The organism is Allorhizobium sonneratiae, assembly GCF_023700755.1.
Classification (GTDB): Bacteria; Pseudomonadota; Alphaproteobacteria; order Rhizobiales; family Rhizobiaceae; genus Allorhizobium; species Allorhizobium sonneratiae.
Map to the genome: position 1 here is coordinate 227200 of NZ_JAMKOJ010000003.1, position 23685 is coordinate 250884.

Here is a 23685-nt window from a genome sequence, read left to right on the forward strand (position 1 = left end):
TATGCCATTTAACCGAAGCCTGCAAATCACCGTTTCATCTCCCATGTGGTCACCCGCTCGCCGGTCTCCTTGTCCTTGCCGTCCTTGAGCTGAATGCCTTTTGCGGCGAGATCGTCGCGGATCTTGTCAGCCTCCGTGAAGTTTTTCGCTTTCAGCATTTCAAGGCGCATATCGACCAGAGCCTGAATGGCGGCTTTCAGATCGTCGCTCACCTCGGCCTTTTTCGGCAGCACGCCGAGCAGGGCGGCGCTGGCGGCAAAGATGCCCAGCTTTTCCGGATTGGCATTGGCTTCGCTGGCCAATCCATGCAGGGCCTGAACGGCGGCGACGGTGTTGAGATCATCTGCCAAAGCCTCCAGAATGCAGCCATCCGCAGACATGTCGGTATCTTCGGCGGTTGGCCATTTTGCCATCAGCCGTTCGGCTTCCTCCAGCCGCTTCACCGAAAAATCGATCGGCTCGCGATAATGGGTCATCAGCATCGCAAGACGCAGCACTTCACCTGGCCATTTTCGCCCGCCGAAAGTCTCCGTGTCCAGCAATTCGTTGATGGTGACAAAATTGCCGTCCGATTTGGACATCTTCTTGCCCTCCACCTGCACGAAGCCGTTATGCATCCACACATTGGCCATGACCTCGGTGCCGTTGGCGCAGCAAGATTGGGCGATCTCGTTTTCGTGGTGCGGGAAGATCAGGTCCAGCCCGCCGCCGTGGATATCGAAAACCTCGCCGAGATAGCGTTTCGACATGGCCGAGCATTCGATATGCCAGCCCGGACGCCCACGGCCCCAAGGGCTGTCCCAGCCGGGCTCGTTGTCGCTGGAGAGTTTCCACAGCACGAAATCGCCGGGGTTTTTCTTGTGTGCCTCGACGGCAATGCGGGCGCCCGCCTGCTGCTCATCCAGATTGCGTTTGGAAAGCTGGCCGTAAGCCGCCATGGATTTTGTATCGAACAGCACTTCGCCGTCCGCCACATAGGCATGGCCCCTGGCGATCAAGGTCTGGATGATATCAATCATCTGCTGGATATTGTCGGTGGCCCGCGGCTCGACGGTGGGCGGCAGGCAGCCCAGCCGCGCGACATCGGCGTGGAACTGATCCGCCGTCTTTTGTGTCACTTTGGCGATGGCGTCATTTAGCGGCAGAGCGGGAAAATCGCGCAAGGCCCGCGCATTGATCTTGTCATCGACATCGGTGATGTTGCGGGCATAGGTGACGTGCGTTTCGCCATAAATGTGCCTCAGCAGTCGATAGAGCACATCAAACACGATCACGGGGCGGGCATTGCCGATATGGGCATAATCATAGACGGTCGGGCCGCAGACATACATGCGCACGTTCTTGTCGTCGATCGGGGTAAAATCGACCTTGCTGCGTGTCAATGTATTGTAAAGCTTGAGGCCCTCGGCCATGGCAGTCTCCAGACGTGATGATACCCGGCTGGACCGGAGCGTTTGTCATCTGGGACTTGTTCAGGAGACGAAAACGGCCGGGCCAGCGAATGCGCTAGCGAATAATGATCCGGCAAATGATGCAGGTGCTCGTTTTCATGGGAAAACTTATGGCGCGCTCTCCTGCTTCGGTCAAGGGGTGCTGCATGGAATGGGGAAGATTGTTGCTGAATGCCGTGTGACTGGACAAAATCATGCTCTTGCCATCTTGTGACGCCATAGCAACACATCTTGACCGCCCGCTATGTTTCTGGAGCCCTTCATGTCTAGACCTCGCGCCGCTGCCCATCGCAGTCTGACCCTCGCGCTGCTGATGGCGTCTGCCTTGATCTTGCCATCATGGGCTATGGCGGAGGGCGGCGAAACAGTGGCCACCCCCTGGGGGGAGATCGCGGCACCCCAGCCGCCCGCCACGGTCTGCGCGACTCTCAAAGCCAGCTATCGCTCGGTGCACGGCTCTCTTGATGCCGTCGATGCCGATGGCAAGACCACCCATCCCGATCAGGCCCGGCTGCAGCAGGCCATCGACAGCTGTGCCGCCGGTGCGGTGAAACTGACCATGGGCGTCAATGGCGAGGACGGTTTTCTGACCGGCCCTTTGCAGTTGAAAAGCGGCGTCTCGCTCTGGGTGGCAAAGGGGGTGACGCTTTATGCCTCGCGTGACCCGAAAGACTATGACACGGGCGAGGGCGATTGCGGAACGGCCAACCATTCAACGAAAAAGACCTGCAAGCCGCTGATCGAGATGAAAGATACGGTCGGTTCCGGCCTGATCGGTCACGGCCGGATTGACGGGCGCGGCGGTTCGCTGCTTCTGTCGGGCGAAAATGCCGGCAAGCGGTCCTGGTGGGATGTCGCCTATCAATCGAAACAGGGGCTGCATCAGCATGTTTTCCGGCTGGTGCAGATCGACGGCGGCAAAGACATCACCCTGCATGATATAACACTGCTCAACAGCCCGAATTTCCATGTCGCCATGGATGGAGTGAAGGGGCTGACGGCATGGGGCATCACGATCCTGTCGCCCTCTGCCGTCTACAGCAAGCCCGGCTATACCTGCCCGGACGGCACGACGCCGGACAAAATGACCCCCGCCACCTGCTTTACCCCGGATACGGTGAAAAACACCGATGGCTTCGATCCCGGCCAGTCATCGCAGGTGCTTCTGGCCAATAGCGTCATCAGCACCGGCGATGACGATGTGGCGATCAAGGCCGGTGACGGTCCGTCTCGGCATATGGTCTTTGCCCATAATCACTTCTATTACGGTCACGGTTTTTCCATCGGTTCGGAAACCGCAGGCGGGGTCGAGGATATTCTGGTCGACGACCTGACCATGGATGGCGGCGACAGCCCTCTAAGCCGTGGTTTGCGGCTGAAATCGGACCATGTTCATGGCGGGCGGGTGAAGGATGTGGTGTTCCGCGATATCTGCATGCGCAACGAACCCTATCCTCTGGTTTTTGACACGCGCTATACCGATGCCGAGGGCCCGGCGAAGCCGGATTTCACCGGCATCGTGCTCAGACAGTTTCACGATACCGGTTCGAAGCGGTTTCACGGCGGAAAAATCGTCCTCAACGGCTTCAGCAACGGCGCGAGTGTGTTGCCGGTCGATCTGACGCTGGATGGCGTGGTGTTTGATGGCGAGCCGCCGCAACTGACCGGATCGGCAAATGGGAAAAATGCCGTTCCCGCGCAAAATGCCCGCCTCACGCTCGGTCCGGGACCGGTCAGTTTTTCGGCAAAGCTTGTCAGTGACCCGGCCCACAATTTTATGGTGAGCGGCAAGATCACCGATCTTATGCGCCAACCGGCTGATTGTGCCCAGAGGTTCGTCGCTCTCTCCGACCTTACGGATGCCGCGCCTTGAGAAGAGCCTTTGTCATACCGGGGTCATTTATCGAGGAAAAGAAGGGAAAAGCCTGAAAGAAAAGGGCAAAGGTAAATTTCATGTTGATTGTCACCGGTCGCTGTCTATGTACTGGACCGGCTGGATGAGAGAAAGGCAAAGAGGCAAGAATGCAGTTTGAAAAAACGGAACTGCCCGGTGTGCTGCTGATCACACCGAAAAAGTTTGGCGATGCGCGCGGTTATTTCATGGAAACCTTTCGCGCCAGCCTGTTTGAGCAAGAAGCTGGTCCCTTCCACTTCGTTCAGGACAACCGCTCCTTCTCCGCCGAGAAAGGCACAGTGCGGGGCCTGCATTTCCAGCTCAATCCCAAGGCGCAGGGCAAGCTCGTTTCCTGCACGGCAGGTGCGCTGCTTGATGTCGCCGTGGATATTCGCAAGGGCTCGCCCACCTATGGTCAGCATGTCGCGGTGGAGCTGACACCGGAGAATGGCTGCCAGCTTTGGGTGCCCCCTGGCTTTGCCCATGGGTTTTGCACACTAAGCCCCGATACAGTGATCAGCTATAAGGTGACCGACTATTACAGTCCCGACCATGATCGCGGCCTGTTGTGGAACGATCCGGAGATCGGTATCGACTGGCCGGTTGTCGCTGAAAAGGCCATTTTGTCCGATAAGGATAAGATCCAACCCCGGCTTGCCGAGCTGGACACCAATTTCAAATTTTGAGTGATTGCTTTTTTGCAACGGTTTCAAAGGAGATGTGGATGCGCGTATTGGTCACCGGCGGCGCCGGTTTTATCGGATCGGCGCTGGTACGCCATCTGGTGCTCGACAAGGGATATGAGGTGCTGAACCTCGACAAGCTCACCTATGCCGGGACGCTGACCTCGCTGACCGCGGTCGAGACCAATCCGCTCTATCGCTTCCTGAAAGCAGATATCTGTGATGGCGTCGCCGTCAGCGCCGCTCTCGCCAGCTTCCGCCCGGACAGGATCATGCATCTGGCCGCCGAAAGCCATGTCGATCGTTCCATCACCGGCGCGAAAGATTTCGTCGAAACCAATGTGCTTGGCACCTTCACCATGCTGGAGGCCGCGCGCGCTTATTGGCAGGGGCTGGAGGGCGAGGATAAGGCGCGCTTCCGCTTCCTGCATGTTTCCACCGATGAGGTCTATGGCTCTCTGGGTGACGATGGCCTGTTCAGTGAAACCACCCCTTACGATCCAAGCTCGCCCTATTCGGCCTCGAAGGCTGCCTCTGATCATCTGGCCAAAGCCTGGGCGCGCACCTATGCCATGCCGGTTCTGGTGTCGAACTGCTCCAACAATTACGGGCCTTTCCATTTTCCCGAAAAGCTCATTCCGCTGATGATCCTCAATGCGCTGGAGGGCAAGCCTTTGCCGGTCTATGGCAAGGGCGAGAATATCCGCGACTGGCTCTTTGTCGAGGATCATGCCCGCGCGCTTGATATCATCGTCGAGCGCGGACGCATCGGCGAGACCTATAATGTCGGTGGCCGCAACGAGCGGCGCAATATCGATGTTGTGAAACGTATCTGCGCTCTGATGGATAAACTGCATCCGGCAGGCGCACCGCATAACAGTCTGATTGACTACGTCACCGATCGGCCCGGCCACGATGCCCGCTATGCTATCGATGCGACGAAGCTGGAAACGGAACTGGGCTGGAAGGCTCAGGAAACCTTCGAGACCGGCATTGAAAAGACGGTGAAATGGTATCTGGACAACGAGTGGTGGTGGGCCCCGTTGCGCAAAGGCTATGACGGAAGCCGTCTTGGTCTTTTGAAGACGGGAACGGGCCGATGAGCGGCGTAAGGCGCATTCTCGTCACCGGACGCGAAGGCCAGGTGGTGCAGGCGCTGATCGAAAAGGCAAAGGCGCGCGCAGACATCGAACTGATCGCGCTTGGTCGGCCCGATCTCGATCTCGCCTCAATTTCAAGCCTCGCGCCTGCCGTTGACAGGGTAAATCCTGATCTCATCGTCTCGGCGGCCGCCTATACCGCGGTCGATCAGGCAGAAAGCGAAGAGGCACAGGCGCTTGTCGTCAATGGTGCGGGGCCGGGCGAACTGGCGCGCATTGCGGCAGCGCGCGCCATTCCCATCGTGCATCTGTCCACCGACTATGTCTTCGACGGGGAAAAAACATCGCCCTATCTCGAAACCGATCCGGTCGCGCCGCTCGGGGCCTATGGTCGTACCAAGCTCGCCGGCGAAAGGCTGGTTTCTGCCGCCAATGCCGATCATGTCATATTGCGCACGGCCTGGGTCTACAGCCCTTTCGGCAAGAATTTTCTCAAGACCATGCTTCGGCTGGCGGAAACCCGCGACGGGCTCAATGTCGTCGCCGACCAGCATGGCAATCCGACTTCGGCGCTGGATATTGCCGATGCGGTTCTTTCCGTGGCGGACAATCTGCTGTCCTCCGACAAGCCGGATCTGCGTGGCGTCTTCCACATGACCGGCAGCGGGGAGGCCAGCTGGGCGGATTTTGCCGCCGAGATTTTCCGGATTTCGGCAGAAGCGGGTGGGCCATCGGCACAGGTCTCTCCCATCCCGTCGAGCGCTTATCCGACGCCAGCAAAGCGTCCGATGAATTCCAGGCTCGATTGCGCAAAACTTGCAGTGTGCCATGGCGTGCAACTGCCGGACTGGCGGGTCTCAACCCGGCTAGTCGTCGAGCGGCTCACGACTGAAACCATCTGATCAACAATGTTGGAGAGCAGCATATGAAAGGCATTATTCTGGCAGGCGGCAGCGGCACGAGGCTTCATCCGATGACGCTGGTCACCTCCAAGCAGTTGATGCCCGTCTATGACAAGCCGATGATCTATTATCCGCTGTCGACGCTGATGCTGGCGGGTATTCGCGACATCCTGATCATCTCGACGCCGAAGGATCTGCCAAATTTTCAGGCACTGCTTGGCGACGGTTCGAAATGGGGCCTGTCGCTGAGTTATGCGGAGCAGCCCTCGCCGGACGGTCTGGCGCAGGCCTATATCATCGGCGCCGATTTCGTCGGCTCCGACAATTCCTGCCTGATCCTTGGCGACAACATCTTTTACGGCCATGGCATCAATGCGCTGTTTCGCAGTGCCAGCGCACGAACCGAAGGCGCCACCGTCTTCGCCTATCACGTTTTCGATCCGAAACGCTATGGCGTGGTGGAATTCGACAAAGATATGAAAGCCATTTCCATCGAGGAAAAACCGGAAAATCCGAAATCCAACTGGGCGGTGACCGGGCTTTATTTCTATGACAAGGACGTGGTCGACATTGCCGCCGATCTCAAACCTTCGCCGCGCGGCGAACTGGAGATCACCGATGTCAACCGCATCTATCTGGAGCGCGGCAAGCTGAGCGTTGAACAGATGGGCCGCGGTTATGCCTGGCTCGACACCGGTACGCCCGACAGTCTGCTGGAAGCTTCGGAATTCGTTGCCACGTTGGAGCGGCGCCAGGGCTTCAAGATCAATTGCCCGGAAGAGATTGCTTATCGGCTTGGTTTCATTGATGCCAATGCACTTGAATCCCTGGCAAAGGCCTATGGCAAAAGCACCTATGGCCGCTATCTGGCCGGGCTGCTGCTTTGATCGTGCCGCAACGGATCGCACCATCGATCACCCGGGCAGGATCAGGGGCCTGAGATGACGGATGGAGAGGCTGCGACGGTGTTCGCCCTGACTGGGGAGGCGGTGCGCGGCCTTTCCGGCCATCCCTTCATGCTGACAGTTCATGATCCGGCTGGTGTCCTGCCGCCGCTGACGCGCCTGCAACTGATCCGGAAGGGACGCGAACCATCCGCGCTGGACCGGTCCCTGATTGTCCGGGGAAGGGGATGTTTTTACGGCTTCATGCCGGACGATCTCGTGGCGGTGCGTCTGCCCGGCCACTGCACATGGCAGGAGAAACAGGCTCCCCGGTTTCATCTGCGCCGACTGACGCTTGGTGAAACGGTCCTTCGGGTCTTGTTGCGGCGTCCGCGCATGGCACTGATCCTGTTCGATCTTTTACGTCACGGCAATCTCAAGGGGGTGGCCTATCGCCTGGTGCGTGCTTATGAAAGCCTGAGCGCGCCTGCCTATGGCGACTGGCTCTGGGCGAGGGACCGGTCTTTGTCTAAGGCCGATGTGGCGACACCCTCAGACATTGTTGCCGACCCTGTCTTCTTACCCCTTGTGCTGGTGACTGTTGAGGGCGATCGTGCTCTGACGCCTGCGGCCCGGGCAGCGCTGCAAAGCCAACAGGTGACGGCGCATCGTCTGGTCGAGACCCATGCTCTTTTTGCGGCAGGGGTGGCGGCGCAAGCCGAGGGCAGGGAGGTCTTCTGGCTGCGTCTGCCTGCCGATGCGGTTCTCCAGCCGGATATGCTGGAAAAAACCATTGCCGTGATGGCCGCTCATCCCGACGCCGCCGGGGTCTATACCGATGAAGACTGCCTGACGCCTGATGGTAAACGACATACTCCCTTTTTCAAACCGGCCTGGAACGAGCCGCTGGCCGCTTCCGGCTGGCTGCCGCTGGAAACCTGTCTCTTCCGGCTGTCGATGCTGCCGCAGGATGTTGATCCTGCAACGTATCCCGCTCATGATCTCGCCTTGAAAGCCGCTGAAAAAGGGCCGATCCTGCATGTGCCGGAGGTGCTGGTTTCAAGAGGCCGAACGTCTTTGAAAAAGCAACGCCCGCCCGCCGCAGCGCGGGTCAGGCGCGCGCCCCCGGTCAGCGTCATCATTCCCACCCGCGACCGGGCCGATATGCTCAAGGCCTGCCTCACCGGGCTTTACAAGCGCACCGATGCCGATGCACTCGATGTGATCGTCATCGACAATGACAGTTGCGAAGCGGAAACCCATGACGTGCTGCACCGGTTTGCAGCAGAGCACGGTCTGCGACACCTGCCGATGGCGGGCGCGTTCAATTTTTCCCGCGCCTGCAATCTGGGTGTCGCCGAGGCGCGCCATGAGCATGTTCTGCTGCTCAACAATGATGTCGAGCCGACAGAGCCACATTGGCTATCGTCTATGGCCAAGGAGCTTTCCGATCCGCGTATCGGCGCTGTCGGGGCATTGCTGCTCTTTGCCGATGGTTTTGTCCAGCATGGCGGGGTGACGCTTGGGGCCGGTACGGTTGCCCGGCACAGTTTTCACTTCCACCATCCTGAGGGTGGCGAGGATTTCGGCCTGCTTGGCGAGCGGCGCGATGTGTCAGCGGTGACCGCCGCCTGTCTGCTGACACGCCGCAGCCTGTGGGACGCTGTGGGAGGCATGAACGAGACCGATCTGCCTGTCGCCTTCAACGATGTCGATTATTGCCTGAAACTGCGCGAGCAGCATTACCGCGTGCTTTTTACCCCTGAAGCGCGCCTGATCCATCATGAGTCCGTTTCACGCGGGCGCGACGATACGGCGGAAAAACGCGCCCGCTTTGCCCGTGAGGAAGCCTATATGGTGCGACGCTGGCAGGATATTCTCCGCAACGATCCCTTCTATCATCCGAGCCTGTCGCTGTCGGCTGCCGATTATACGCTGGAAGCGATCGGCAGGCCGCCTGTGGCGCGGCGGGGCGGATGAACATGGGCCTTATGCAGACATTCCGCCAACTGCTGTTGCCAAGGCCAAAACGCAAGCCGCATCCCCGTATCATAGCGATGTCAGCGGTGGCCCGCATTCTGGTTTTTGGCCGAATGCCCAATCCGACCTTCGATTATTATCTGGCGGCCAGACTTGAGGCCGAGGCCATGCCACCTTTCGAGGTGCATGACATTCGCCGGTTTGATCCTGAAACGCTTGAGGCAGAGGGCAGTCTGGTGATCATCGTCCGCTATGCCTCGCCAGCCCTGCTGCGCTGGATTGCGGCACAGGATGAGAAGCTTGCCGGTGTCGGCCTTTTGCTGGATGACGACATCGCCGCGGTGATCACCGGCCGGGAGGCTGATCCCGGCTACCGGTTTTTCCTCTGGTATCGCGCCGTCTGGCCGCTTTACCGGCTGAACCGGCATCTCGATTGGCTGTGGCTGTCGACACCGGGCCTGAAACAGGCGCTGGGAGAGCCGGGGGCAAAGGTCCTGCCGCCCTGTCCGGCCCCGCGCTTCTGGCAAGGGCATGATGGCCGAAAACAGGGCGATGCCGTGGTGATCGCCTATCACGCCACCGGCATTCATGTCAGCGAACACCGTTTTCTGCGGCCGGTGGTGGAGCAGCTTCTGGCGCTGCGGCCCGAGATCCGCGTTGAAATCTTTGCCGGTCCAAAGGCGCAAAGGCTTTGGACCGGGCTTGATCGGGTGCAGCTCTTTGCGCCCGTATCCTGGACGGATTATCTGGCGATGGACGAAGCGCAATCGGCTGATATCCTGCTGGTGCCGCTGATGGCGTCGCGCGAGAATGCAAGCCGCTCGCCGACCAAACATATCGATGCGGCACGGATGGGGGCGGCGGGCATTTTTTCCGCCTCCGCCGCCTATGGGCCGGCTGATCCGTCCCGTTTTATCCTGCCGAATGACCCCGGGCTCTGGGTCAAGGCCATTGTCACGCTGATCGACGATGTCGCGGAACGGGCCGCGCAAGCCGAGCGTTCACGCTTTATCGTGCAGGGCCTTTTGCGTCAGGGTACCGAACCGGGGAGCGATCTCCTTTAGCCCTTCCGGGTCGAGCCTCGGATCGGAATGGGTTTTCGTATACCACGGATTGATGGCGGGATCGTCGAAGCCCAGCGTGGCGTGGCGTTCTTGCAGGGCAGCCTTTTCCCGGTCGAAGCGGGCCTTTTTCTCCGGCACCTCATCCGACCCGCGCGAGGCCGATTCGTGATGGGTGAGTGCGGCAAAGGGCGTCCAGATCACCCGGAAACCCGCTTTTCGTGCTCTCAGGCAATAATCGACGTCATTATAGGCGATGGCGAAGGTCTCTTCGTCCCATGCGCCGATGTCGCGGTAACAGTCACCGGAGATCAGCATGGCCGCACCCGTCACACAGGTCAGCCCGTTTCGGACCTTGAGCCGGTTCATCGGTCCGCCGAAATCCTCGGGCGTGTTCAGATACCAATGTCCCGCCAGTCCGCCAAAGCCGATGATGACGCCGTTATGCTGGGCCGTTCCGTTCGGATACAGCAGCTTGGCGCCGACAATGCCGGTGCCGGGATAAGACAGGCAGCCGACCATTTCCTTCAGCCAGCCCGGATCGGTGATTTCAATATCGTTGTTGAGCAGCAGAAAATGCTCACCCTTCGCCAGACGCAAACCCTTGTTGATCGAGCGGGCGAAATTGAACGCCTCTTTTTCGATCAGAATGTGCAGATTGCCATGCAGACGCCTGAGATGTTCGTAAAGATCGAGAACTGTCTTGTCGTCGCTGCCATTGTCGATGACGATGACCTCGAGCTTCGGATAATCGGTCTCGTGAAGCAGTCCGTGCAGCACCCGCTTGATCAGGTCATAGCCGTTGCGGCTCGGAATGATCACTGAAATCAGCGGCAGATCCTTGTCCTCGCCGGCAAATTGCGGCCGGTGCAGATAATCGGCCAGAGCCGGTTCCACCGTGCACTCCACGCCCTTGCGGGCAAAACTGTCGACAATCGCCTGACGGGCATTGGCGGTGGCCTTGTCGATGAAGGTGCTGGAATAGCTTTTGCCCGTCTGCCGCCAGTGATAGGCGGGATAGGGAATATGCGCGACCCTGTCCTCCGCCACCCCGTCGAGATAGCGCAGCAGCATGTCGTAATCCTGCGAGCCGTCATAACCCTGACGCAGATAGCCCAGCTCCTTCAGCCGGTCATGGCGATAAAGCGAGAAGTGATTGATATAGTTGACCCCGCTCAACAGCACCGGATCATAGGCCGGTTTCAGCATCAGCCCCTTCGGCTTGTTGGTATCACCGATGATCAGTTCATCGGTATAGGCAAACATCAATTCGGGATGCTCCCGCAGCACCCGGTGAATGAGCTTCAGGGCATAAGGCGCGATGATGTCGTCATGATCGAGAAAACCGATCCAGCGGCCCTGTGCGGCTGCAAGCCCGACATTGGTGGTCTCGGCAATGCCGCTGTTTTCCGTTTTGAACAGGCATTGGACCTGCGGTGTCGTCCTGTTCTTTTCCAGCCAGGCGCGGGTTGCGGCATCGGTGGAGCAATCGTCGACGAGGATAAGCTCGGCCCCGCCTGCCTTCTGACTGACAAAGGAGGTGAGCAGGTCATCGAGATAGCGCACAGGCGTGTTGTAGACCGGCACGATCAGGCTGAGCCAGCAGTCTGAGGTAGGCGTTTCATGAGCGGTAAAGTGTTGTGCCAGTTTGTCGGAGGTGCTGAGAAAGGCTTTCAGGCTCCTTGCACCGCCGCGTCCCAGCAGAAAGCGCGGAATCGGCAGATGAAACCGCGGAAAATTGCCGATCGTGCGAAGAACGATGTCGTCCTCCGGGGGCGTTGCGATTTTCGCCTGTTTGACGCTTGTTGCGCGAAAGGAGAAGCGAGCTGGAAACGAACTGGGATCAAGCCGGATGTTGCGGATATTGCCAAACGCGCCGACATGGACGGTGATGCAAAACCGTCGTCCTTTGGGAAGCTGGATCGTCTTGCTCTCGCGAAATCCAGTCATGGTCGGCAGATAAAGCTTGGGATCAATCTCATGATCAGCCTCAAGCTCCAGACACAGATAGGGATGACGGAGCAGCGGAAAAAACAGCACGAAATGGCCGTCATCACCTGTGGCATCCCATTGGGAAAAACCGTCATTCTGATCCCGGGAGAAAGACAGATCGTCACTGGTGCGAAGCGTAAGGGCCATGATTACGACTCCAATGCCAGCCGCCGGACCATCCGCTCCAGCACAAGACCGAAAAACAGCGAGCAGAGACCCCACATCAACACATACTGGCGGTCGAGCAGCTTGTCGCTATAGGTTGGGAAATAGGCCACCCGCATCCATTCCACCGTCTGGAACACCGGCAGCCAGGCCAGGATTTTCGTCACCTGATCCGGCAGTTTCGACGTGTCGAACAACATGCCGGAGGAGAGATAGATGAGAATCATGAACAGGGCATAGGCGGTGGCAAAAATGGGGAGAATGGCTGTGATGACACCCGCGACGATGCCGACACCCACGGCCAATAAAACGCTGGCAGAATAGGCTTCCAGAGCCTGAACCGGGTTATAGGGCCAGGGATTTTCGCCCAATACCAGCAGGATGATAACGAAAAAAAACAGGGTTAGAAGGGCGGCCACCACTTCCAGAACGGCGCGGCCCATCAGAATGTCGAGGATCTGCACCTGCGGAAAGGCAAGCATCGGCTTGTTGAGAATGATCGACAGACTCATGAAGCGCGAGACATACATGAAGAGCAGTGTCGGGATCAGCCCGGTGGCGAGAAAGATATACATGCTGTCGCCATAAGGTGCCTGACCGTGACGCAGACCGTTGATCACCAGAAGCGCCAGCATATGGGTGAGCGGCCAGAGTGCCACGACAAGGTAACCGATGCCGTGGTCGAAAAAGCGCGTGCGCATATCGCGCAGAATAACAGCCATCATGCTGTTCTTTTTCGATTTCAACGCAAACACAATGCTCGACATTTCCGGTGTCATCGTTCTTCCTGCTGATGGCGTGTTTCCTGAACCCAAGACCGCAGCCGTCTCATTCCGTCTCAAATGATCTTCTTTCGCAAATGGCCAATGCCCAGCAAGCTTAAGCCCCAGAGGCAGAGGCTTGCGGCAGCGATACCGACGATCATCAAAAAACGGTGCGGATAGCGCGGCTTGTCGGGCAGATCGGGTTGCACGAAAGTGTCGAGATACATCAATTGCTGTTTGCTGGTGAATTTCACCTGTTCCAGCGTTTGCACACTGGCGGCAAAATCCTGGGCAGCCAGCTTGTCCTCCAGCTCCTTCTGCGACAGATCGAAGGAGACATCCGCCAGACTGCGCTGTTTACTATCACTGTCGCCGGTGCCGGCCATCTGCCGGTTGAGTTCATCGATTTGCTTTTGTTTGCTGTTGATGGCCTGTTTCAGCACCTTCATCTGCGGCGCATTGGCAGAGACGAACCGGCTTTGCGACTGATATTTCTGCTGAAGGCTCAACAATTCCCCCTGCGCTGTGGCGATGAGGGTGGACAACACCGTCGAGGATGCACCGACGGACAGCACGCCGGAGGCATTTTGCGCCTGCTGCAAATCAGCGCGTGCCGTCTTCAGCCGTTCGGTTGCCCGCTGCACATTGGTTTCAGCGGTGTTGGTAACATCCCGCCAGATCCGGTCATTGATCTCGTTGATCTTGTCTTCGGAAATTGCCACCACCTGCTTCAGCAGGTTTTGCGCATCCTTGGCGCTGAAGGCCACCACCTTGACGGTGATGATGCCGCTGGTGGCGTTGATCGAAGCCGAGGCCATTTTATCCCAGTATTTGGTCATCTCCTCCGCCGTCGCGTCGTCTTCCAGACGCGATAGCGGATCGATGGAGGAATTGCCGTAGATCTTGTGCAGATCGACTCGTTTTTGCAGTGCGTCGACCATTTCCCGGCTGGTGATGAATTCGGCAACGATCATCGTGTCCTGGGCGATCATCGCCGAGGGAATGCCGGTGGCCTTGCCGATCTGGTCGCGGCCGAGCGCAATCGAGGAGGTGCCAAGGGTAAAGCGGGTTTCCGATTCATATTTGTCGGAGGCGATCAGGCCGTAATAGACAAGTCCGAACAGAATCGGCAGCACCAGCAGTATGGCAACGCTTGCCATGTTCAGCCGATTGAGCAACACCTCCAGCGGGCGCGGCCTCAGCCCTGCGGCCTTGAACAGCTTGCTGCGGTTGGAGGTGGAAAACCGCAATTTGCGCGCCGCGACCGAAAGCCGCGCGGCAATATCCTGACTGCGGGTCAGCGGCTCGCCATCGGTCTGATGCTTGAAGGGTTCTGCCATGGGCCGTTTACACTTCCGGTTATCGGTTGAGCCTGTAATAGGCCGCGATTGCATCTCCAACCTTGTCAAAGACGATCAGTCTGCCATCAACAAGCACCATGCCTTTCTGGCAATAATTCTCGATGGTTTCCATACCATGGGATATCATGATGATATCGGCATTCTGACGGCGATTTTCAAAGGCGATCTGACAGCGTTTCTGAAACCGGGCGTCGCCGACTGCGGTGATTTCATCGACGAGATAGCAGTCGAATTCGATGGCCATGGACAGGCCGAAGGCCAGACGCGCCATCATGCCAGAGGAATAGGTGCGTACCGGCGCATAGATATAATCGCCAAGCTCGGCAAAATCCTCGACGAATTCCGAAACCCGACGAACATTTTCGCCATAGGCGCGGGCGACGAAATGCAGATTGTCGCGCCCGCTCATATTATAATGAAACCCTGACGCAAAGCCCAGCGGCCATGACACCCGGCAGTTTTTGCGGATGCGGCCGCTATTGGGCAGCATCGAGCCGGAGATCATCCGCATGGTCGTCGATTTGCCAGCGCCGTTCACGCCGAGCAGTCCATAGGAATAGCCGGCGAGAAACTCGATCGACACATTGTTGAGGATGATCTTCTTATGGTCCTGGGTTTTGAAATGTTTCGATACATTGGTAAACCGGATCATGTTTTTTCCCTCAAAGACGGTGGTCTTCAACCGAGGCCCAGATCAACATGGCCGTACACCAGGTGATTGCCAGCGTGAGGAACACCATGAAGGGCGAGAAGATACGGAGCGGATAAAGCGATTCCTCCGGCAGCGCCGGGTGCACGAACACAACCACATAAAGCGACTTGCGCAGGCTATCGGCCAGCGCCTGGCTGTAGAGCTGCTGCGACGCCTCATAAAGCTTTTCCGCCACCATTCGGTCTGTTTCAAGCCGGCTGAAGGTTAAAAGAACACGCGAAAGGCTTTCATTCTTGCCGCCGGTCATCTGGGCTTTCAGATCTTCAATCTGCTTGTCCAGACTTTTGCGGGTCAGTTCAAGCTGCTCGAAGGCTGGCCCCTTCGTCGCATTCGATTGTCTGGCGACATATTCGCGCGTTTCCACATCCAGTTTCTTGGCAATTAGCCCGGTCATCAGCTTGCCGATCTGTTGGGCCTGGATTTCGGGACTGTAAAGGCCGGATTCGGTCTGAAAGCGATTGAGTGCCTCAAGGGAGGCCTGATATTTTGCGCCGGATTGTTTGACTTCGTCCTGATAGCCCTTCAGGGCGTCTTCACGGGCGCGCAGCGACAGTTGGTTGATCAGGATTTCGCTCTCGGCGATTACGGCATTGGCCAGTTTCAATGAGTCCTGCGGCGAAAACGTTCTGACTTTCAGGGTGATGATGCCGGATGAGGCGTCAATATAGGCTTTGACCTGCTGTTTCCAGTCGTCAAGAAAGTCCTCGCGTGTTTCGTTGCGGCTGATGCGTGACAGGAAGTCTACGCCGGGACGGTCGAAAATCGCCCGATAATCGATCTTTGGCTGCAGCCGGTCCAGCATCTCATTCGACTCGATGAAACTTGCAACGATTTGCGCATCCTGCGTTGCCGCCGACATGCTCAGCGTGTTGCTGTCCGACATTTTCGTGTCGTTGTGATCCATGGAGCGCACGGCAAAACGCGCCTCGACGGTATATTGGTCAGAGGCGATGAAAGCGAAATAAAGGGCGCTGACAAAAAAGGGTACCAGAACCAGAAGCACAAAAGAGATCAGCCGATAGGGCGGAGATCCCTTCGGCTGCGGACTGCCGCCTGTATCCGATGTGGCAATACGCTCATAGGTGACATCGCTTGAACGCGCGCGGGCAAGATCGCCGCGATGGACCGGAAAAATGGACCGCAGCAGACCAAGGCCCGGAAGCTTGCCGCGCGTCTCCTTCAGGCGGCTGTCATCGATATATTTGTCACGCATGGGCGTCGATGCCTGTCTGGCTTTTCATGGAGTCGGCGATGGCCTCATTGACATAATGGTAGAGAATAAGATCCTGTTCGATCAGATGTTCCGCCGCCGGTAGCGCCCGCAATCGATCGGCCAGTGCCTGGAGCGGCGTGTGCTGCGTCCAGACGGGCATGTCGTCGCCACCGAGACCCGTCAGTTCCGACAGGCTCTCATTGAAATCATGGGCGTCATTGGCCACGATGGCAAAGCGTGACAGAAGATCGATGGCTGGTGCCACATCCATGCGACCGGTGAGCTGTTCCGGCGTGTTGGTTGCCAGTTGCCGCGTCATCGGCGAAGCAAGCACATTGCGCAGCGCCGGTGTCGCCTTTTTGATCAGCATGTTGAGGCGTGCCGAATTTTCGAGATCGACCTCCTGAAAAAGATCGGCAGCCTGCGACAGGATCATCCGGTCCCGCTCGCCGAGAAAGCCCGTGGGCAATTGCGGCAGACGTTTCAGGATGAAGAGACGGGTCGCCATCTCGTAATAGGGATCGCATATATGAATGGCGGCCTTGAACCCGCTATCGAGGAACTCTTCATAATTGCGCATCAAAAGCCGCCCGCTCAGATAGATCGAACTCACATTCGAAAGATGAAAGGCTTGCAAGGCAGTTTCATGACCATAGCGTTCGACCGAGGCCAGACCGTAATCAAAATGTCGCGCCATATAGCGGTCGAGCTTGTCGAATGGCACGAGCCGCGTCTCCAGCCGGATGAGCTTGATATCTTTCACCGCATCGGGACGGCTGCGCTGGTAGATCAGGATGCCGGTCGCCTTGTCCCTTATCATCAGGCTGTCCATGGCGGCAAGACCGGCAATCCGCTCTTCTGTCAGAAGAAAACCGACCAACCCGCTCTGATGCCGGCCTGAGACGACCACTGCGGGTTTTTCCTGGTCGCATATCACTTCGGCGATCGGCTGGTCTCTATCATAAACGATAATAACTGGCTGTTCGGAAAAGCCATCGGGGATGAAATAGCCTTCAAGACGATCGCCCTGATCGTATTCTATGTTGAAAAGCACATGTTCACCTGTTTTCGCTCTTCCAGACAACGCCGTGCGTTGGATGAACACACAAAGGAGGCTGTGGCACCTTTAACCTGCCAACGGCTCTTCACCTGAAATCCTGCCGATCCGCTGAGACCGATATCATGCTCTGCTCAAGCCCCGTCAAATGCGATTGAATTGAGGGCCTGTGCGAGAGTATAGTAGATAAAACAACAGACTACATGCCATGGTGGCGGAGGGCGTGCAATGCCGTTACGCCTGTTTTTCACATCTCGTCGGTCTTGCGGCAGAAAACGGAAAAACAAGGGCCGCCGGAATGGGCTGGTTCTTCCTGAAGAATGGTCACTTCATCATAACCGAATGCCTTGAGCAGCATCAGAATATCGTCACGATGCATCCAGTAGTGCCGATCCTTCATGCCGCCGCAGAAGGAGGCATTGGCGTTGGCCATATAATAGCTGCGTTCATAATAGCGCACTGTGTGGCCATCGATATTGTGGTCATGCACCTTGCCGCTGAATGGGCCGCGCCGGATATCCTTTTCCGGCATGGCGGTCTCGGAGAAATAGTGGGTCCACAAAAACAATGCCTTCGACCGCTTCGCCAGTCTCTGCAGCAAAAGGGCCGGGTCGTGCATATGATAGAGAACGCCGCAGGCAAAGGCCAGATCGTAGGTTTCCTCGTGCCGGGCGAGCCATTCCTGAATGTCGCCAAGCAGGAAGTTGGCCCGATCGATGTTCAGAATCTGTTTGGTGACGAGGCAGCGCAGAAAGCAAAGCTTGTTGGCCTCGATCGCGTCGATGCGCGCCGGACCTCTGGCGTTGATGATATGCGTATGCATGCCCTCAAGCGGACCAGCTTCCAGCACCGTCCTGCCGTCCAGCGGACCGAAACGGTCCAGTGCCTCGACAATGCGCTGGTCGGCGAAGAGAGGATGCGTTCCTGCCGTCAGCCCGAGCTCTTGCGGAAAACAGGAATTCCAGCCTTCCAATATGTCGATAGCATTCTGCGGATCAGGCATCTGATGCACATATTGATCAAAGTTGCCCTTGCTCTCGCGGCTCGCATGCCGGGACGGCTTTTGAAAAAAATTGATGATACTCATCTGCAATTCCTGTCTAAAGAGCCCGGAGCATGGTGGGTGCCTTTGCATTCAAGAAGAAGATACCCCATGCGGCATGATAAAAGCGAAAGCGAGGCGCTCATTGATCGCATTCCATACAATCCGTTTCAGCTCATCCGGTCCTTTTGGCGCGATAAGATCAGACGGCACAGAGCCACCCTGCACTTATCCCACAAAAGCGATAGGGTCCGATATCATTTTCCAGTGACATCCCCTGTTAAGTTCATAAAGTGGGCAAAGCATGGCATGGTATGCACCGCAAAGGCAATGATTGCAACAACACTCACATAGAGCGTGCATTGCAGCAAAAAAGGCCTGACACCACACAAAAGCGTGATTATGTGCTCTGCACTGCATCCATGATAAACACGACAGCATCGTGCGTTTTATCAATCGCACATAAGATGCTGTAACGCTCTAACTCTTTGTTTTTAGACAGTTCCGGACGGAAAGCCGTTTCACACTTTTCGCGGGACAATGCTCTAAAGCATGTTTCGGCTTATCAGCCTCAGTCAACATGCGTTAAGCCTTTGTTTTTTCGTAAGGACGTTATCGTTTTATTAAGAGCAATAAAACGCGACATGCTTTAATGGTCGTAATCGACCATCCGGTTTTCCCGTACAATAAAGAGCTTGCCGGTGTCCTTCTGGTTGGGCCCGGCAAGGGGCAGCAGGCTTCGGGCTATGTCAGATGGATGCGGCAGGGTATCGGGGTCTTCGCCCGGCATGGCCTGTGCCCTCATGGCGGTGCGCGTGGCACCCGGATCGATCGCAATCACCCGCAAAGGCAGGCGCTGCGTTTCTGCCGCCCAGGTGCGCGCCAAGGCTTCGACGGCTGCCTTCGACATGGAATAGGGGCCCCAGAAGGGGCGGCACTTGCGCACCGCTCCCGATGACAGGATCAGGGCGCGGCCCTGATCTGATTTTGTCAGCAACGGTTCGAGCGAACGGATGAGCCGCCAGGTGGCCGTCACATTGATGGTCATCACCTTTTCAAACACCTTGGCCTCGACATGGGCCAGCGGCGAGATGACGCCGAGCACACCGGCATTGGCGACAAGAATGTCGAGCTTGCCCCAGCGCTCGAAAATCGAGCCGCCCAGCGCATCAATTGCCGCCATGTCGGCAAGATCGAAGGGTACCAGCGTTGCGCTGCCGCCTGCGGCCTTGATCGCATCGTCCAGCTCTTCAAGGCCACCGACCGTGCGGGCGCAGGCAATCACATGTGCGCCTGCCTTTGCCAGTTCCAGTGCGGTGAAATAGCCTATGCCGCGCGATGCGCCGGTCACCAGCGCGATCCGGCCTTTCAGGTCCACCTCCGTCGTCATCGCACCTGCCTCAGCCGTTGCTCGCCAGAACCGAGACCCGACGGCCCATTTTCTCGCCTTCCTTGTCGAGAAGCCGGGTCGGATAATCGCCAGTGAAATAATGGTCGGTGAACTGCGGATTGTCGGGATTGCGCGCTTCGCCCCCGACAGCCTTGTAGAGCCCGTCGATCGACAGGAAGGCCAGCGAATCGGCACCGATGAACTTCGCCATCGCCGCCTCGTCGGCATATTGATTGGCGAGAAGCTTGTCGGCGTCGGGCGTGTCGATGCCGTAGAAATCCGGATGATAGATCATCGGGCTCGCAACCCGGATATGCACTTCCTTCGCGCCGGCATCGCGGATCATCTGCACGATTTTCAGCGATGTCGTGCCGCGCACGATGGAATCGTCGACGAGAATGACGCGCTTGCCTTCGATCATCGCCCGATTGGCCGAATGCTTCAGTTTGACGCCAAAGGCGCGGATCTGCTGGGTCGGCTCGATGAAGGTGCGCCCGACATAGTGATTGCGGATGATGCCGTATTCAAAGGGAATGCCGCTTGCCTGGGCATAGCCCAGCGCTGCCGGTGTGCCGCCATCGGGCACCGGCACGACGACATCGCCGTCACATGGGGCTTCCAGCGCGAGATTATGGCCCATATTTTTTCGCGTCTGATAGACATTGCGACCGCTGACCACCGAATCGGGACGGGCGAAATAGACATATTCGAACAGACAGGGGCGTTCCGGTTGCGGTCTGGCAGGTGCACGGGCATCAATGCTGATCGAGCCGTCCGGCTGGATTTCGCAGATGACAACCTCGCCATTTTTCACGTCGCGGATGAATTTCGCCCCGATAATGTCGAGTGCACAGCTTTCGGAGGCAAAGATCGGCTTGCCGTCCAGCTCGCCCATGACAAGGGGCCGGATGCCGATCGGGTCACGGGCGGCAATCAACTTGGTACGGGTCATGGCGATCATCGCATAACCGCCTTCCATTTGCCGCATGGCGTCGATGAAGCGGTCGGCGGTTGAACTATGACGCGAGCGGGCGATCAGATGCAGCACCACTTCCGAATCCGAGGTGGATTGACAGATGGCGCCGGTGGCAATGATCTGGCGGCGCAGCGTCAGCCCGTTGGTGAAGTTGCCGTTATGGGCAATGGCGATGCCGCCTTCCTCCAGTTCGGCAAACAGCGGCTGCACATTGCGCAGCGCCACTTCGCCTGTGGTCGAATAGCGGGTGTGACCGATCGAGGCCGAGCCCGGCAGTTTGGCCAGGGTTGCCGGATTGGTGTAATGATCGCCGACGAGCCCCATATGTTTTTCCGTATGGAACTGGCGTCCGTCAAAGGAGACGATGCCAGCGGCTTCCTGGCCGCGATGCTGCAATGCGTGCAGGCCGAGTGCCGTCAGCGTTGCGGCGTCCGGATGACCCAGAATGCCGAAAACGCCGCATTCTTCATGCAGCGCATCGCCATCGATGTCTTCGAGGAAGGAAGAGGAGAGAGAGTGGGTCATTGCAGCAAGCCTTTGTTCCAGACAGGGCTAAAAACTCTGCGAATGCGGAAAGTCATTGGCTTTCCGGCATCCGATCTCATCATCATAGGATAGAGTCGATGGTCTGGACCCTATCGGCCTGCCATCGTTCCGATCCTGCCCATGCCTTATTCAGCGCCACGCGTCAAATGGCTTTGCTGCCGGAACGGGTCTTTTCTCGGGATGGGTGAACAAAGCGTCATCCATTCCGCCTCAACATTCAATCTATATTACCAGTTCCGGAAGAAATGGGAACGCTGATGCCTCATGTCCAGTGCGGTACCGTTCAAGTGACAGAGCGTTCACACTCTCTGCTCCGTTCAGCCCTCAATTGCCCGTGGCGGGGGCCGCATTCTGCTGGCTCTGGGTCTCGCTCGGGCTTGGCGTCTCGCTCTGGTTTTGCGTCTGTGCCGGGCTTTCCTTGCTCGTCTTGCCAAGAATGCGGTCACGCAGTTCCGGAGCAATGTCCTTCGGCAGAACGGCTTCAAGCTTCAGTACCAGCGCATCGAGGAAAGGCTTCGACTTGGCGTCGTTCACCCAGTCCGGCCGTTGCTTGGCATCGACCAGCCAGTTCCAGAAGGCGACCGCCACGACAAGAAGCAGAATGCCGCGTGCGGCACCGAAGAGAAAGCCCAATGTACGGTCCAGCGCGCCGATGCGGCTGTCGATGATGAAATCGGCAATGCGGGACGTGATGATCGAAATGATGATCAGGGCTATCAGAAATACCGCGCCGATCGCGCCGACCATGGCGATGCGGTGATCGGTCGTGTGTTTCTCGATGAAAGGCAGGATGAAAGGATAGAGATAATAAGCGGCTGCCAGCGAGCCGACCCAGCTCGCAATCGACAGGATTTCCCGGGAAAATCCGCGGATCATCGCCAGAAGCGCTGAAAACAGCACAACGCCAATGACGATGATATCGAATATGGTTATGGGCATGGCCAACCTCTCACTCTCAGACCGCCGCGATCCTTCCCGCGTCCGCTTCTGGCGGCACTCCATACACCACGAATTCGTCAAGTAAAAGGATCATTCCGCTGCCTCCTGTTGACCTTGCCTTAACTTTGATCCGGCAATCAGCGCAACAAGATCGGGCAGGCTCTCCATCTGGCTGAGGCCGCGACCGCCTTTCGGCAGGTCGGGAGAAGACGACGGCAGCACGGCGGACGCAAAGCCGAGCTTTTCCGCTTCCTTGAGGCGCTGGGCCGTATGAGCCACAGGTCTTGCTGCGCCCGACAGGCTGACCTCACCGAAATAGACGCAGTCAGCGGGCAGTGCCACACCGGCAAGCGAAGAGACAAGTGCTGCGGCAATGGCCATATCGGCGGCGGGTTCGGCAATCCTGTAGCCGCCAGCGACATTCAGATAAACGTCGTGCTGCCCAAGCCTCACCCCGCAATGGGCCTCCAGCACGGCCAGAATCATGGCAAGACGGCTGGAATCCCAGCCGACCACGGCCCGGCGCGCGGTGCCGAGCGAGGTGGGCGCGACCAGTGCCTGCACCTCGACCAGAACCGGCCTTGTGCCTTCCATACCGGCAAAGACGGCAGCGCCGGGAGAGGCGGCATTGCGCTCGCCGAGAAAAAGTTCTGAGGGATTGGCCACTTCCCGCAGGCCCTTGTCCGACATTTCGAACACGCCGATCTCGTCAGTCGGGCCGAAACGGTTCTTCACCGTGCGCAGAATGCGGTAATGATGGCCGCGATCGCCCTCAAAATAGAGCACGGCATCGACCATATGCTCAACCAGACGCGGACCGGCGATCTGGCCTTCCTTGGTAACGTGTCCAACGAGAACCATGGTCGTGCCCGTCTGTTTGGCGAAACGGATCATCGCCTGCACGCCGGTGCGCAATTGCGTTACTGTGCCGGGGGCGGAATCGGCGGTGTCGCTCCACAATGTCTGGATGGAATCGATGATGACGAGGTCGGGCCGTTTGCCCTCCGACAGCGTGGCAATAATATCCTCGACATTGGTTTCGGCGGCCAGAAGCACGTCGGTCTCGGCGGCATCAAGGCGCTGGGCCCGCAGGCGGACCTGCGCCACCGCCTCTTCGCCTGAGACATAAATGACCCGCTGTCCTCGGCGCGATAGCGCCGCTGCCGCTTGCATCAACAAAGTGGATTTGCCGATGCCCGGATCGCCGCCGATCAGCACGGCAGAGCCGCGCACGAAGCCGCCGCCGGTGGCCCGGTCCAGTTCGTTAATGCCGGTCGGGATGCGCGGGGCCTCTTCGATCTCGCCCGAAAGCGAGGTCAGCGCCACCGGTCGGCCCTTTTTCGCCGCCTTGCCGGGGCCTGAACCGATGCCACCCATCGGATCTTCCTCGACCAGCGTGTTCCACGCGCCGCACCCGTCGCATTTGCCGACCCAGCGGCTGTGCGCCGTGCCGCAATTCTGACAGATAAACTGGGTTTTCGCCCGCGCCATGCATCAACCTTGGGGTTTGAAACCAGAACAAAAAGTGAATATTGTTCTGGGTACCTGAAAACCTGACCGGATGCAAGGGGCG

General features: G+C 58.0%; 20 protein-coding genes. 8 read left to right on the top strand and 12 right to left on the bottom strand.

Features of this window, described 5'->3' with window-relative positions:
- Window positions 1–26 precede the first annotated feature (26 nt).
- Window positions 27–1412 carry a cysteine--tRNA ligase gene (cysS, locus tag NAC44_RS06700; protein WP_250939343.1) on the bottom strand — a complete coding sequence of 462 codons (1386 nt, stop codon included), beginning with the start codon at window positions 1410–1412 and terminating at the stop codon, window positions 27–29.
- Here cysS and NAC44_RS06705 point away from each other — a divergent pair.
- The 8 genes from NAC44_RS06705 (at window position 1411) to NAC44_RS06740 (ending at window position 9958) form a co-directional block, all read left to right on the top strand.
- Window positions 1411–1665, top strand: coding sequence for a hypothetical protein (locus NAC44_RS06705; protein ID WP_250939345.1), 255 nt, complete (start codon window positions 1411–1413; stop codon window positions 1663–1665). The two genes, cysS and NAC44_RS06705, sit on opposite strands and share 2 nt — an antisense overlap.
- Window positions 1666–1713: 48 nt before the next feature.
- Complete coding sequence (locus NAC44_RS06710) at window positions 1714–3324, top strand: glycoside hydrolase family 28 protein (RefSeq protein ID WP_250939347.1); 1611 nt, start codon at window positions 1714–1716, stop codon at window positions 3322–3324.
- A gap of 149 nt (window positions 3325–3473) precedes the next feature.
- Entirely contained in the window at window positions 3474–4031 is a 558-nt protein-coding gene (rfbC, locus tag NAC44_RS06715; protein ID WP_250939349.1) for a dTDP-4-dehydrorhamnose 3,5-epimerase, read from the top strand.
- A gap of 38 nt (window positions 4032–4069) precedes the next feature.
- On the top strand, window positions 4070–5131 hold the full coding sequence (gene rfbB, locus NAC44_RS06720; RefSeq protein ID WP_250939352.1) for a dTDP-glucose 4,6-dehydratase: 1062 nt from the start codon (window positions 4070–4072) through the stop codon (window positions 5129–5131).
- Window positions 5128–6030 (top strand): dTDP-4-dehydrorhamnose reductase, encoded by a 903-nt coding sequence (rfbD, locus tag NAC44_RS06725; protein WP_250939354.1) that lies wholly within the window; start codon window positions 5128–5130, stop codon window positions 6028–6030. Before rfbB ends, rfbD begins: the two co-directional genes overlap by 4 nt.
- A gap of 23 nt (window positions 6031–6053) precedes the next feature.
- On the top strand, window positions 6054–6917 hold the full coding sequence (gene rfbA / locus NAC44_RS06730) for a glucose-1-phosphate thymidylyltransferase RfbA (RefSeq protein ID WP_250939364.1): 864 nt from the start codon (window positions 6054–6056) through the stop codon (window positions 6915–6917).
- Between the two features lie 54 nt (window positions 6918–6971).
- Entirely contained in the window at window positions 6972–8894 is a 1923-nt protein-coding gene (locus NAC44_RS06735; RefSeq protein WP_250939366.1) for a glycosyltransferase family 2 protein, read from the top strand.
- Window positions 8891–9958: a glycosyltransferase family protein gene (locus NAC44_RS06740; protein WP_250939368.1), complete on the top strand. Its 1068-nt coding sequence runs from the start codon at window positions 8891–8893 to the stop codon at window positions 9956–9958. Before NAC44_RS06735 ends, NAC44_RS06740 begins: the two co-directional genes overlap by 4 nt.
- Here the strand turns inward: NAC44_RS06740 and NAC44_RS06745 are convergent.
- From NAC44_RS06745 to radA, 11 genes are all read right to left on the bottom strand, one after another.
- Complete coding sequence (locus NAC44_RS06745; protein ID WP_250939370.1) at window positions 9896–12094, bottom strand: glycosyltransferase family 2 protein; 2199 nt, start codon at window positions 12092–12094, stop codon at window positions 9896–9898. The genes NAC44_RS06740 and NAC44_RS06745 overlap by 63 nt on opposite strands.
- 2 nt (window positions 12095–12096) lie before the next feature.
- Window positions 12097–12837: an ABC transporter permease gene (locus tag NAC44_RS06750; protein ID WP_250939372.1), complete on the bottom strand. Its 741-nt coding sequence runs from the start codon at window positions 12835–12837 to the stop codon at window positions 12097–12099.
- Between the two features lie 113 nt (window positions 12838–12950).
- Window positions 12951–14216: a KpsE/RkpR family capsule polysaccharide export protein gene (locus NAC44_RS06755; RefSeq protein ID WP_250939374.1), complete on the bottom strand. Its 1266-nt coding sequence runs from the start codon at window positions 14214–14216 to the stop codon at window positions 12951–12953.
- A gap of 19 nt (window positions 14217–14235) precedes the next feature.
- Window positions 14236–14889: an ABC transporter ATP-binding protein gene (locus NAC44_RS06760; RefSeq protein WP_250939375.1), complete on the bottom strand. Its 654-nt coding sequence runs from the start codon at window positions 14887–14889 to the stop codon at window positions 14236–14238.
- A gap of 10 nt (window positions 14890–14899) precedes the next feature.
- The gene (locus NAC44_RS06765; protein ID WP_250939377.1) at window positions 14900–16162 is read right to left on the bottom strand and encodes a KpsE/RkpR family capsule polysaccharide export protein; all 1263 of its coding nucleotides are present in this window, start codon (window positions 16160–16162) and stop codon (window positions 14900–14902) included.
- Entirely contained in the window at window positions 16155–17216 is a 1062-nt protein-coding gene (locus NAC44_RS06770; protein ID WP_250939379.1) for a hypothetical protein, read from the bottom strand. Before NAC44_RS06770 ends, NAC44_RS06765 begins: the two co-directional genes overlap by 8 nt.
- 250 nt (window positions 17217–17466) lie before the next feature.
- Window positions 17467–18222 (bottom strand): class I SAM-dependent methyltransferase, encoded by a 756-nt coding sequence (locus tag NAC44_RS06775; protein ID WP_250939381.1) that lies wholly within the window; start codon window positions 18220–18222, stop codon window positions 17467–17469.
- Between the two features lie 688 nt (window positions 18223–18910).
- A complete protein-coding gene (locus NAC44_RS06780) occupies window positions 18911–19651 on the bottom strand; it encodes an SDR family NAD(P)-dependent oxidoreductase (protein ID WP_250939389.1) in 741 nt (246 codons plus the stop codon).
- A gap of 10 nt (window positions 19652–19661) precedes the next feature.
- Window positions 19662–21152, bottom strand: coding sequence for an amidophosphoribosyltransferase (purF, locus tag NAC44_RS06785; protein WP_250939391.1), 1491 nt, complete (start codon window positions 21150–21152; stop codon window positions 19662–19664).
- 345 nt (window positions 21153–21497) lie between these two features.
- Window positions 21498–22112 (bottom strand): CvpA family protein, encoded by a 615-nt coding sequence (locus NAC44_RS06790; RefSeq protein ID WP_250939393.1) that lies wholly within the window; start codon window positions 22110–22112, stop codon window positions 21498–21500.
- A 90-nt stretch (window positions 22113–22202) separates the two neighbouring features.
- On the bottom strand, window positions 22203–23603 hold the full coding sequence (gene radA, locus NAC44_RS06795) for a DNA repair protein RadA (RefSeq protein ID WP_250939394.1): 1401 nt from the start codon (window positions 23601–23603) through the stop codon (window positions 22203–22205).
- Window positions 23604–23685 lie beyond the last annotated feature (82 nt).

What these genes read in the sequence shown, in the direction of transcription:
- NAC44_RS06705 (WP_250939345.1), top strand. Translation starts at nt 1,411, where the DNA reads ATGGCAGTCTCCAGACGTGATGATACCCGGCTGGACCGGAGCGTTTGT.
- cysS (WP_250939343.1), bottom strand. Translation starts at nt 1,412, where the DNA reads ATGGCCGAGGGCCTCAAGCTTTACAATACATTGACACGCAGCAAGGTC.
- NAC44_RS06710 (WP_250939347.1), top strand. Translation starts at nt 1,714, where the DNA reads ATGTCTAGACCTCGCGCCGCTGCCCATCGCAGTCTGACCCTCGCGCTG.
- rfbC (WP_250939349.1), top strand. Translation starts at nt 3,474, where the DNA reads ATGCAGTTTGAAAAAACGGAACTGCCCGGTGTGCTGCTGATCACACCG.
- rfbB (WP_250939352.1), top strand. Translation starts at nt 4,070, where the DNA reads ATGCGCGTATTGGTCACCGGCGGCGCCGGTTTTATCGGATCGGCGCTG.
- rfbD (WP_250939354.1), top strand. Translation starts at nt 5,128, where the DNA reads ATGAGCGGCGTAAGGCGCATTCTCGTCACCGGACGCGAAGGCCAGGTG.
- rfbA (WP_250939364.1), top strand. Translation starts at nt 6,054, where the DNA reads ATGAAAGGCATTATTCTGGCAGGCGGCAGCGGCACGAGGCTTCATCCG.
- NAC44_RS06735 (WP_250939366.1), top strand. Translation starts at nt 6,972, where the DNA reads ATGACGGATGGAGAGGCTGCGACGGTGTTCGCCCTGACTGGGGAGGCG.
- NAC44_RS06740 (WP_250939368.1), top strand. Translation starts at nt 8,891, where the DNA reads ATGAACATGGGCCTTATGCAGACATTCCGCCAACTGCTGTTGCCAAGG.
- NAC44_RS06745 (WP_250939370.1), bottom strand. Translation starts at nt 12,094, where the DNA reads ATGGCCCTTACGCTTCGCACCAGTGACGATCTGTCTTTCTCCCGGGAT.
- NAC44_RS06750 (WP_250939372.1), bottom strand. Translation starts at nt 12,837, where the DNA reads ATGATGGCTGTTATTCTGCGCGATATGCGCACGCGCTTTTTCGACCAC.
- NAC44_RS06755 (WP_250939374.1), bottom strand. Translation starts at nt 14,216, where the DNA reads ATGGCAGAACCCTTCAAGCATCAGACCGATGGCGAGCCGCTGACCCGC.
- NAC44_RS06760 (WP_250939375.1), bottom strand. Translation starts at nt 14,889, where the DNA reads ATGATCCGGTTTACCAATGTATCGAAACATTTCAAAACCCAGGACCAT.
- NAC44_RS06765 (WP_250939377.1), bottom strand. Translation starts at nt 16,162, where the DNA reads ATGCGTGACAAATATATCGATGACAGCCGCCTGAAGGAGACGCGCGGC.
- NAC44_RS06775 (WP_250939381.1), bottom strand. Translation starts at nt 18,222, where the DNA reads ATGCCTGATCCGCAGAATGCTATCGACATATTGGAAGGCTGGAATTCC.
- NAC44_RS06780 (WP_250939389.1), bottom strand. Translation starts at nt 19,651, where the DNA reads ATGACGACGGAGGTGGACCTGAAAGGCCGGATCGCGCTGGTGACCGGC.
- purF (WP_250939391.1), bottom strand. Translation starts at nt 21,152, where the DNA reads ATGACCCACTCTCTCTCCTCTTCCTTCCTCGAAGACATCGATGGCGAT.
- NAC44_RS06790 (WP_250939393.1), bottom strand. Translation starts at nt 22,112, where the DNA reads ATGCCCATAACCATATTCGATATCATCGTCATTGGCGTTGTGCTGTTT.
- radA (WP_250939394.1), bottom strand. Translation starts at nt 23,603, where the DNA reads ATGGCGCGGGCGAAAACCCAGTTTATCTGTCAGAATTGCGGCACGGCG.